An 8,461-nucleotide genomic window follows, 5' to 3' on the forward strand; every position below is an offset into this window, starting at 1 on the left:
GCGCCGTCGCGGATGATCGGCGGGGTCGTGGTCTGCTCCGGGTCGCAGGTCCGCACGCGGTCTCGACCGTGCGCCGGCGCCTCGCCCACTGGTCGACCCTGCACCGCTTCCGCGGTGTTGACGGGCCGTTCAAGGCGCCGCGCCTGCGGACCGCCCTGTCCCTCGCGGTGCGGGCGAACCGGCGGCCCCGCACCCGCAAGAGCCAACGGGCGGTCACCGCCTCGGTGATCGAGAAGCTGCTTACCACCTGCCTGTACGAGCACCGGCTGGTTGATGTCCGCGACCGGGCGCTACTGCTAGTCGCCTTTGCGTCGGGGGGGCGCAGGCGGGCCGAGGTTGCGGGGCTGCGAGTCGAGGATCTGGTACGTGAGGCGCCGGTGCTGCGTGATCCGGCCGATCCAGACAGCCCGACAGTGCCGAAGATCACGGTCCGGCTCGGGCGCACTAAGACCACAACGGCGGAGGACGACGCGCGGGTAGTGGTGATCGGGCGTGCTGCCACGGCCCTGCTCGACTGGCTGGCGCTCGCGAAGATTGAGAACGGGGCAGTCTTCCGGCGCATCGACCGATGGGGACGGCTCGGTTCGACGGCGCTCGATCCACAGAGCGTAAACGCGATCCTGAAGACGCGCTGCGCCCGAGCGGGGCTCGATCCCGCGCTGTTCTCGGCGCACGGCCTTCGGTCGGGGTTCATGACCGAGGCCGGAAAGCAGGGCGTGCCGCTACCCGAGGCGATGCAACTCTCGCAGCACCGCTCAGTGCAGCAGGCCACGCGCTACTATAACGAGGCCGAGATCGATCAGGGTAAGGCCGTCCGGCTCATTGGATGAGAAGATATCAGTACGAGTTTGGAGAAATGGATGCGTTTTTATAGGCTGGTAGCCCTTGCTCGCCAGTAGGATCTACGTATGACAAGGATTTTATTGCGCCCAACCGGACAAGTAGGCTTCAAGCATTTTGCATTCCGAACAGGTCGAGCTGCTGAGCGCTGGGTAATCTTGGCGGTCGCCCGCGTGGCTTTGGCGCAACCCTAAATGACGGTAGCTCCTGACCTGGTTTACCATGCAGTACGGCTCCAACAATCTGGCAGCCGTCACCATGATGCAGGAGGTACAGGCGATGAGTACCGGCTCGCAGGATCTCCTGGCGCAGCGGCTCGCTGGTCGGTAAGCGGGCCAATGCCGCGAGCAGGCAGGGCAGACCGGCCGAAGCGACTTCCATGGCGCGGTACTCGATCTCGCGCATCCCCCAGCCTTGGCGAGCGGCACCCGCGATTGTTGCGGGGAAAGGGTTGGCAGCGAATGCCGTGCCCTCGTTGCGGATAAAGGCTGCGAGCCGGTCTCGCTCGACGATGTGACAGGCCGTCAGAAGTGCACCAATGAGCTGGCGCTTGGTCACGGGCATTGTCTCGGTGGATCTCACTTCGTTCAAATCACACGACCAAGACGGCGCCCAGATCGACGTTTCGAGTGCGGCTCGGCCATGCGATATTCTACTCTCCAACAAGCGCGGACGGGTGCACTGGCGAGGTCAGTTCGACGGTTGTGGTCCACAGCCGCCAGGGGGCTACCAGCGGCATAAGCTCTGCCTCAACCAGCAGGAGCTGCACCTGCCCAGCGTGCTCCGCCATCAGCCGGAACGGCTGTTCGCCTGGCGGGCCAATCAAAACAACGGTGAGAATGTTACGTCCAGGCTGAAGCCAGGGTGTGATGTCGTAGGCGAACCCGTACTCTGAAGGATCGAGCCCTTCGATTGCCGGCTGGGTGACCGCATAGGTGTTAAGACTCACCATAGCGCGGCAACCCGCGCCCGATATAGTCAGACGCAGCCACTTCCCGGCGTGAATGTGCATAGTTTGCCCCGTTCCGGGAGCATGGATGACTGCTTCGCGGGTTTTCCACAACGCGAACGGAGTGCGAACAGAGGGAAATCATTAACCATGTTGCGGCGGCGCGCTCATGGGCCCGCCGCTTTGGCTGAACTCGCTCCTTAGCTCCTCCTGGATGGCGCATGCCGCCTCTCCTCATGAGCAGCGAGGCACCGGCTAATAATTGCAGGTTTTGCGTGCTTACCGGTGCCTTGCCGAAAGCCCGAACGCCCCGAACGGAGCCAAGGTCCAGGGCGTTAGCATGCGTGCAGCAGGAGGCGCGCCATGACCACAGACAACGGGAAGTTGGCAGAGACGACTTACGATGCCGGGCAGCGCAAACCGAAGTCACAAGCGACAGTGGACGACATAGCAGCACCCCGCCTGACGCCGCAAGGTCGCGAGAGTCCCGAGGCGGTCGGCGAGGATGACACTGATCCGAACGGTGGGACGAAGACGGGGCAACCCAACAAGGCCGAGGGATAGCCTTGCGTCTGTTAATATTTTGTTATTTGTAAGTAAGATTGGTGGGAAAAAGTGATGGCTGGAGAGCATGTATGCATCGGCTTGTCTACAAGCAGTAGCATTGTTGACTTCCACAAGCTGATCAACATGTTGCTTTGTCTGCATTTTTGTGCGATGGTGCTGTTGTCGATCAGTCGGCCGATGCACCGCATTGCTGCTGATCGACGCGAGCTACGGAGCCCCTCGATGCATCAACAACCACCCTCCCCCACCCGGCGTCGATCGCCACCGCTGCCCCGCCAGCATGCTCTCCACTTCAGCCTCTCCGCCAAGGCCCCCGCTCCGGGGGCCTTCTTCGTTTCAGGAGCCTGCTGATGAGCGCCAAACCTGCTCTTCAGGTCGTCGCCGAAGTGCCGCTGCGGCCGATGACGCCAGCGCTCGTCCTGTTTGGTCACGATGATGCCGGCCGCCCTCGCGCCGCCTGGTTCGATGCCAGTGAGGCCAAGCTCGCGGCTCACGCGGCTGAGATCATGAACCTTCGTACCGTGCGGCTCGTCGACGACGATCAACGCGCCTTTGCCGATCAATTAACTCACGGCCGGGTGTTCGGCAGTGGCCGCGCCTTCGTGCCCTACGTTCGGCGAGACCTCTTCCCCCGCCTGCTCGAACTCGCTGGCGTTCAGGCAGAGCCTGATGCTGGGGTGGCGGTCACAGCCGCTCACGAGGGCGCGCCAGTAGCCCCGAGCATGGTAGCGGGTGCCACAGCGCCCCGTGCAACAGCAGCCTCTCGGCCACCTGCCCCACCCACCCCAAACCCATTCGTGGGTCACAAGCAACCTCAGGATCGGGACGAGATCGGGCTGGGTAGCGTTGGGCTCGCTCACGCGGGACCCGACGAGGGCTGGTGGGAGGCGGAGGTGATCGGGATCAACGGCACCGTCCACTCGTTGCGCTGGCGCGACTACCCGACCCAGCCCACCATCCTGCGCCGGGCCAATGAACTCGCCCTGCTGCCGCCTGGCAAAGCCTAGCGCCCTCCTGTGCCCCGCACCTGAGCTCCATGGGGTGGCTCGGGTGCCTAGCGGCAGGCTGCGCTAGCCACCGCTCATTCCCTCCTGACATCCGAGGCTTCCATGCTCACCACCGTCCTCGACGTGGATCGCACCCGCGCGCTCAACGACATCCTCCGGCGCTCGCTATCGGGCGGCATACTCATGCTCACCGCCGGCGTCATCGCGCTCGGCCGCGAGCGGCAGCAGGTCATCCTCGATGCCGTGGCCGCCTACGACGGCTTCACCCCCGACAACGACCCACGCGGCGAGCACGACTTCGGCGCGCTCGAGGTTGCGGGTGAGCGGGTGTTCTTCAAGATCGACTACTACGACCGCGGCCTCAAGGGGCATTCACCGGATCCGGCCGACAGCAGCATCACCACTCGGATGCTGACCATTATGTTGGCCGGGGAGTACTGAGGTGGCCGGGCGCAGCATACCAGCCTCGGCCATTCCCACCGCCGGACCGTGGCTGGTCCGAGGCGAAGCCGAACCGGGCACCCCGCCCGCGCAGGCCATGCTGGGGGTTGAGCCGGCCGTCGACGGCCACCCGGGTAGCTGGCCCTACTTCATCCGGCGAGAGGCGCCTGTCGAGCCAGGCGGCTGCCCCCTGCATGTGGCGATTGGCATCCAACGGCTCGCCGATGCCAGGCTCATCGCTGCCGCGCCGGATCTCGCCACGTTGCTGCTACGGCTGCTGACTGCCCCCGCGCTCGGCGCCTGCGACCTCGACGCTTCCACACGCGAGGCGATTGATACGGCGTGGGCACTGCTGGTCCGGGTCGCTCCTCAGCTGGAGATCGGGCGGTGAGACTGGTCTGAGCAGCCAAATCGGGTCTGCCGGCCAGCACTCGTTCGACCTTCGCGCCGACCGGCGTGCAGCGACGGAAAACGTCCAGTTCCCGGCCCGAGCCCGGTGAGCAGCACGATCACTAGTAACAGGAAAAATGCTATGCAAGACCGCAACAACAATGTCGAAAAACTCGCTGGCTTGGCACTCAGAGTAGGACGGTTCTATATCGGTTTTTGGAAATGGCTGTTACGCATCATGATCGTTGTTTTTGCACTGATAGCGGTAGGAATTTGGCTCGACAACGCGCGGACACCGGAGGATCAGCACGGCCTCGACTGCAAAAGAGCCTACCTCTATCGGCAGGGAATGCCCGACCCCAAGGACTGGAACTCACCGATCCCGGGTTGTGACTTAAGCCTGCGCTACTATCAGTCGAAGTAAATACTCACAGTCGACGGACAATCCGACCGCCTCTGCAAACGGGAGAGCAGCAGGCTGCAACACTGCGGAATTGCATTACCCCATGCTCACGATGCCTTGGCGAGCTTCAAGGCAAGGCGGACCATGTCGAGGAGGAGCACTGCCGTCCGATCATCGCAGTCGGCGAGAAGGTCGACCAGGGCGGTTCTGGAGACACTCCATTCAAAAGCAGTTGGCTAAGGTGCAGCCTTGAAGGCGAACAGATCAGGCAGGTGCGCACCGAGTTCGATCACGATCTGATATCGCCGGCGCTAGGGGATCGAGGGCCTGTTCCCATGGTCTAGGCGGATGTAGTGGACGCAACTGGGCGCTTGTTGGCACTGGCGAGGCGGATCGACCAGAGCGAATTGCAACCAGCCTGCGTAACACTAAACATAAAAACAATAAGTCTTATGTTGCGATAGCTACGACCTGCGTTTACGTAGCTATCACTATAATTATAAAATATATTATTATTTATATATCACAAAGTAATGATATAAATTTACTAATCGGAGTATGATGCAATCCATTCAATTATTTCTTCTTTTGATAAATCATCTAATTTGACGCGGCTTAATACCATTTTTTTACCATTGGGTGCAATTGACGACAAAGCGAGTTCGATAGGCCATGATTTTGGGAACCTAAAACCCATACGTTTTGTTTCTGATTTTGATACAGTCTTATCTTGACTCAGTTCAATATCGCGGGTTATATCATCAGGCGCGGTCGGCGTAAGTCGAGCTTTATCTAAAGACTTTTGACTCTCACTATCTAGATCAGAATTTGGTATCTGACCGCTCGACGCGTCATCCCCGAACGGCACATCGGGCCGCCACATTGCCCAACTATTAAGACCCTCGCCGTTCTTCAGGCTCAACGCTTCGACCTGTGTTGGTGTCACGCCGCGCTGAATCAAATTCCTGATCGCCTTAACGTCTCGGCTGTGGAGATTGCCAGCGCGGCGTTCCTCAGCCTTGTTTTCTTTATCACTATAATTAATCATCAACTCCACCACCAGTCGTATTAGACAAGTGCGCTTGTTGGGGCGTTTTCCTGTTTTTTTCTCGACTGCCTCAAGCGCTGATTTTTTTAATTCTTCATTATTGCGCATGTGTACATAATGCGCGTATGCCTCAGCAAATCGTGAAATATGCTGACTGCGACTGATTTTACTCCTATTTATGATGTATTTTTGAAAAAATAAAGAGTTCTTTTCATTGGTTGACAAATTATTTATTTCGTATCCTGTTTTTTCAACTAAGTATTTTGCGGCATCAACTACAATTTCGGAAGGGATATCTGGCTCTAATGACGCGATCCCATCTTCTTTTGGTGCCTTTGGATGGCCAGCGCGCCGCGTCTCTGCATTAACGCGGCTGGGCGGGAAGCTCCTCTGTTGGTTGGGGCTAACCGGCTTACGGAGCGGTGGCATGAAGACACTCCTCAAATTTTGGCGTCTTTCGTCCATTTAATGGACGAATCCTGGTAGGACAAGTCCCTCACGGGCGTCGACCCGGCACCACCAGCGCCCGGCGTAAAGGCCCTTTGTTGGCCACCGGGAGGAAACTGCGATGAACCGTACCTTGAGACCAGCCGCCGCCGCCGCACTCACAAACTGCTTGCCGACGGCGAAGTCGCGCTTCGCCGCACCACACGGGGAATGAGCCATGGCCCGCTTTGAACTTCCCGATCACATCGCCCGTGCCATCGAGCAGAACCGGTTGAATCCACTTTCCTGGTCAGAGCGTAGAGCGCAAACACGAGTTCGTGCAGCCCCTAGCCTTGTAACGCAACCGGCCCCGCCAAACCGTCTCCCAAGAGCACCAATCAGCCCACCAACCCCCTCGGCGAGGCTGCCGAAGGCACTTTCCGCCAAAACCCCACTTCAACCCCCCCCTGCTCCCCAGAGACAGGTTCGGCCCAAGCCTCGCCCCAAACCGCGCAAACGGCCGAAGGCTCGGCCACCTTGCAACACGTGGCGAAGGTTCATGGCAGCGCACCTGGATGATCCCCGCAGCATCGCCCGCAACGAGGAGCGTGTGCTCGCCTTTGTGCGGCTATCGCGCGAAGCGCGGTTCGAGATTGCCCCTGACCAGGCGTTCAATCTGCCGGCCTGCAACTACACGGCTCGGATCGAGTTCGCCCTCATCGCTACGGATCACGTTACCCGCTTCACAAACTCGCTCCCGAGCAGCACGCCGGTATTTTGGGTCACTCTGATCCGAGACACCTACACCGTTCCCTACGACGAGGCAGCAGCCTTCAACCTGTTCAAGCTTCAGCAGTGGGTACGAGCAGAATTGCTCAGCTGTAGTTTTATCGGGATGGTCGAAGCTGCCCTTTATACCAATGCAGATGAAGTCAGACCTGGATGGAAGCGAGTCATTTCCTGGCACCCTCACCTGCTCGTTTGGGGGGTGACAAAGCAGAGGATGCAGGAAATCTGCGATAGCATCAACGTTCGCTTCAGAACTATGATACCTGGCGTGAACCCGGCACACTTTCGACCGCTTCAACCGGAGGAAGTTGAAGGTCAGGCACTTTATATGCTGAAGGCGCCAGTCAACGAATACCGGATCATTACAAAGATGAGAAAGGCCAAAGATCCAGACACTGACAAAACGGTACGCGAGCCCACTGGTGCGTTCCGTAGCCGGAAATATCAGCTCGGCCCTGGTGATCTCACCCGAATGGCAAACCTGCTTGCAGGCAAGTCGCTCGACGGCCTCGCTTTCGCAGCTGGCGATGGCAAAAAGCTTCTTGCGGGGATCAACTTCGAGGCTCGGGCTGCTGAACGCGCTCTCGCGGCTCGAGCACGTGGTGCGAGAACACAGTCGCCCTTGAGGCGGCACTAAGATCGGCGGCACAGGCCATACCTCAGCTGTCCCGGAGGTACTGCGCCAAGCTCTCCATTTACCGGAGACAGTCCGTCGAGACGTTAGGGGGTATGCCGGCGCGCCTGTCGGCCTCGGCCGAGCTCGCCGGCCTGAGCGGCCACGGATTCAATGATCCGATCAGCCTCCCGGGACTGGAGGGCTCGTCCTGTACAGCGACCGGGCGACGTTCGCGCGGTACGGTCGCGCCGCTCTCAATGGACGCCGCGATGATCGCGTTCGCGTCTACCTCGAGCGGGCCGTGCGCCCTCTCGTAAAGGCTCTTTGGTGGCGAGCCGCCGCCTGTCGAACCTTATAGGAGTGAGGCATGACTCGGCTTCAGCGCGCGCGAGCGCGAAGGGAGAAACTGCGGGAGACGCAAGCCGCGCTAGAGGAGGTTCTGGACAACTTGCTGCTCGAGCTACCGCTAAACCCATCCGAGGCGCTTTTGGCAATCATCGAGTATGGCGTGGAAGGCTTGGCAGCACAGCGTGCCACGAGTAATCGCGCTATGTTGAACAGACTCATCGAGGGCTTGTGCATCAAGCACCACCTTTCGTAGATCGGTCCACTGGTACCGCGGGCGAGACACTTGCCCGCGGTACCAACCCAACGCCGTCACACGCCAACTTTGAGCCCCCGCCGGCGCCGCCACATGCATTGCGATAGCGACGAGCATCATCGCCCAGCTAGCATCAGGACCAGAGCACCCTTACCGGTGAGAGATTGCGTCATGAGAAGCCCCTCGAGGGCTCGCGGTGTTGGGACAGGCTACGCCAGGTGACGGCGATCAGACGAGGCGGGCACCGCCATCGACGTGCAGGGTCTCGCCGTTCATGAAGCCGTTACTCATCAGGAAGACGACTGCCGCACCCGCCTCCTCGGCCGTGCCGAGGCGCCACTGCGCGAGCTTCTCGGTCATCCCGGCCACGTAGGCGTCACGGTG

The 8,461-nt window shown here is 60.2% G+C and carries 11 protein-coding genes; 7 read left to right on the plus strand and 4 right to left on the minus strand.

Going from position 1 to position 8,461, the window contains the following annotated elements:
* Positions 1-830: tyrosine-type recombinase/integrase (locus A5481_RS31945; RefSeq protein WP_156655699.1), on the plus strand; the 830-nt coding region annotated here is incomplete at its 5' end.
* Between the two features lie 118 nt (positions 831-948).
* On the opposite strand, the gene A5481_RS33145 is transcribed toward A5481_RS31945, so the two are convergent.
* The gene (locus A5481_RS33145; protein WP_082173613.1) at positions 949-1,404 is read right to left on the minus strand and encodes a hypothetical protein; all 456 of its coding nucleotides are present in this window, start codon (positions 1,402-1,404) and stop codon (positions 949-951) included.
* An 88-nt stretch (positions 1,405-1,492) separates the two neighbouring features.
* Entirely contained in the window at positions 1,493-1,792 is a 300-nt protein-coding gene (locus A5481_RS31950; protein ID WP_245298700.1) for a hypothetical protein, read from the minus strand.
* Between the two features lie 360 nt (positions 1,793-2,152).
* Here A5481_RS31950 and A5481_RS33150 point away from each other — a divergent pair, with 360 nt between their 5' ends.
* The 5 genes from A5481_RS33150 (at position 2,153) to A5481_RS33155 (ending at position 4,618) form a co-directional block, all read left to right on the plus strand.
* On the plus strand, positions 2,153-2,353 hold the full coding sequence (locus A5481_RS33150) for a hypothetical protein (RefSeq protein WP_082173612.1): 201 nt from the start codon (positions 2,153-2,155) through the stop codon (positions 2,351-2,353).
* Positions 2,354-2,706: 353 nt separating this feature from the next.
* Positions 2,707-3,363, plus strand: a complete 657-nt coding sequence (locus A5481_RS35640) for a hypothetical protein (protein WP_245298701.1) — start codon at positions 2,707-2,709, stop codon at positions 3,361-3,363.
* 102 nt (positions 3,364-3,465) lie between these two features.
* On the plus strand, positions 3,466-3,804 hold the full coding sequence (locus A5481_RS31960; protein WP_048435918.1) for a DUF3768 domain-containing protein: 339 nt from the start codon (positions 3,466-3,468) through the stop codon (positions 3,802-3,804).
* 1 nt (position 3,805) lies between these two features.
* Positions 3,806-4,195, plus strand: coding sequence for a hypothetical protein (locus A5481_RS31965; protein WP_156311994.1), 390 nt, complete (start codon positions 3,806-3,808; stop codon positions 4,193-4,195).
* A 141-nt stretch (positions 4,196-4,336) separates the two neighbouring features.
* Positions 4,337-4,618 carry a hypothetical protein gene (locus A5481_RS33155; RefSeq protein WP_082173340.1) on the plus strand — a complete coding sequence of 94 codons (282 nt, stop codon included), beginning with the start codon at positions 4,337-4,339 and terminating at the stop codon, positions 4,616-4,618.
* Positions 4,619-5,144: 526 nt separating this feature from the next.
* Here the strand turns inward: A5481_RS33155 and A5481_RS34480 are convergent.
* A complete protein-coding gene (locus A5481_RS34480) occupies positions 5,145-6,074 on the minus strand; it encodes a hypothetical protein (RefSeq protein WP_156311995.1) in 930 nt (309 codons plus the stop codon).
* 556 nt (positions 6,075-6,630) lie between these two features.
* On the opposite strand from A5481_RS34480, the gene A5481_RS34485 reads away from it, so the two are divergent.
* Complete coding sequence (locus A5481_RS34485) at positions 6,631-7,497, plus strand: hypothetical protein (protein ID WP_156311996.1); 867 nt, start codon at positions 6,631-6,633, stop codon at positions 7,495-7,497.
* Between the two features lie 808 nt (positions 7,498-8,305).
* On the opposite strand, the gene A5481_RS33160 is transcribed toward A5481_RS34485, so the two are convergent.
* Positions 8,306-8,437, minus strand: coding sequence for an SDR family oxidoreductase (locus tag A5481_RS33160; RefSeq protein WP_245298702.1), 132 nt, complete (start codon positions 8,435-8,437; stop codon positions 8,306-8,308).
* Positions 8,438-8,461 lie beyond the last annotated feature (24 nt).

The sequence above is a fragment of the Methylobacterium platani genome (assembly GCF_001653715.1).
Taxonomy (GTDB): Bacteria; Pseudomonadota; Alphaproteobacteria; order Rhizobiales; family Beijerinckiaceae; genus Methylobacterium; species Methylobacterium platani.